This window comes from Actinoplanes sp. NPDC048791 (genome assembly GCF_040650095.1).
Taxonomy (GTDB): Bacteria; Actinomycetota; Actinomycetes; order Mycobacteriales; family Micromonosporaceae; genus Actinoplanes.
Genome location: NZ_JBEZGQ010001500.1, coordinates 1 through 1540, shown reverse-complemented (window position 1 = coordinate 1540; position 1540 = coordinate 1). Strand labels below are relative to the sequence as shown.

The following is a 1540-nucleotide window of genomic DNA, read 5'->3' as shown; positions in this document are numbered from 1 at the left end:
ACCGCCACCAGGAGCTGACCCGGACCGTCACCCGCGGCCTGCGGCAGAGCGGGCACGGCACCGACCTGCTGCTGCGCGGCGTCGACCTGACCGTGCGCCCGGGAGAGCGGCTCGCCCTGGTCGGCCGCTCCGGCGCCGGCAAGTCCACCCTGGGCCGGCTGCTCGCCGGGGTCGACCGCCCCCGCGCCGGCACGCTGACCGTGGGCGGGGTGCCGATCGCCGAGCTGCCGCCGAGCCTGCTGCGCCGCCAGGTGGTCCTGGTCACCCAGGAACACCACGTGTTCCGCGACGCGGTCCGCGACAACCTGACCCTGGCCGCCCCGGACGCGTCCGACGACGACCTGCGTTCGGCGCTGGCCATCGTCGGCGCGGACTGGGTACGGGAACTCCCGGACGGCCTGGACACCCGGCTGGGCGGCGACGGCTTCGTCCTCGACGGCGCGCAGGCCCAGCAGCTGGCGCTGGCCCGGGTGGTGCTGGCCGACCCGCACACGGTGGTGCTGGACGAGGCGACGGCACTGCTCGACCCGACGACCGCCCGGGACGCGGAACGGTCGCTGGCCGCGGTGCTGCACGACCGTACGGTGATCGCGATCGCGCACCGGCTGCAGACCGCGCACGACGCGGACCGGGTGGCGGTGATGGACGGCGGGCGGCTGGTGGAGCTGGGCACGCACGACGAGCTGGTCGCGGCGGACGGCACGTACGCCGCCCTATGGCGCACCTGGCACGGCTAGTCTCTCGCCAGGCGTTCAGCCAGCCGTGCCTTCGCTGCGGGCCACTCCTCGCAGGGCATGAGGTACGTCAGAAGGTCCGTCTGGCCGGATGCACGCTCGTGCCCAGCGGGCACGGCACCGATGCGTGTGATCGCCTCCCGCGAGCGGAGATTCCCCGCGCTGATCCGCCAGACCACGGCTGTGTAGCCAAGGGTCTCGAAGGCATGGGTCATCGTCAGGAGCTTGGTCTCGGTGTTCGCCGCGGTGCGCCACCATCTCCGGCCGAACCAGGTGCCGCCGATCTCGATGCGGCCTTCCGCCCGATGCCAGCTGTGCAGATTCGTCATGCCGATCGCCGTGCCGGCTGTCCGGCTCAGCACGGCGAACGCCACCCGCTTGCCGTCCTTGACGTCCTCGAGGCGCCTGCAGACGATCCCGCGTAGTTCCGCTTCGGTACGCGGAGTCGGCGCACTCAGCCAGCGCCACACCTCGTCGTCGCGGCCGCCTGCTCCGAACAGTTCCGGGACATGGGACTCGGCCAGGGGTTCAAGACGAACGTGGGCACCTTCGAGGACCGCCGGTGCCGGAGCTGACGGCATGGCGAGGACCCTACGACCATCGCGGTGCGGCTGGTCAGACGGCCACCACGGGGTGCCGGACCACGGCGTCGAACAGATAGCCCAGCTCGTTGTAGTCCGCCACGTCCGGCTGGGTGTTGCCGCGGACGTCGGTCGCCCGGGCCAGCAGCTCGTGCGCGCCCGCGGCCGGTCGCCAGTCCAGCTCCCAGCGCTGCCACGCGTGGCCTTCGCTGCCGCCGACCCGGC

At 73.1% G+C, this 1540-nt stretch carries 2 protein-coding genes and 1 pseudogene; 1 reads left to right on the top strand and 2 read right to left on the bottom strand.

Annotated features, from left to right (window positions below; all coding sequences use genetic code 11):
* Positions 1–737 (top strand): ABC transporter ATP-binding protein (locus AB0C29_RS47840; RefSeq protein WP_360834948.1); only part of this gene is annotated, 737 nt, incomplete at its 5' end.
* On the opposite strand, the gene AB0C29_RS47835 is transcribed toward AB0C29_RS47840, so the two are convergent.
* Positions 734–1315, bottom strand: a complete 582-nt coding sequence (locus AB0C29_RS47835) for a GNAT family N-acetyltransferase (protein ID WP_360834946.1) — start codon at positions 1313–1315, stop codon at positions 734–736. The two genes, AB0C29_RS47840 and AB0C29_RS47835, sit on opposite strands and share 4 nt — an antisense overlap.
* 34 nt (positions 1316–1349) lie before the next feature.
* A pseudogene (locus tag AB0C29_RS47830) lies at positions 1350–1540 on the bottom strand (sulfite oxidase); the annotation flags it as partial.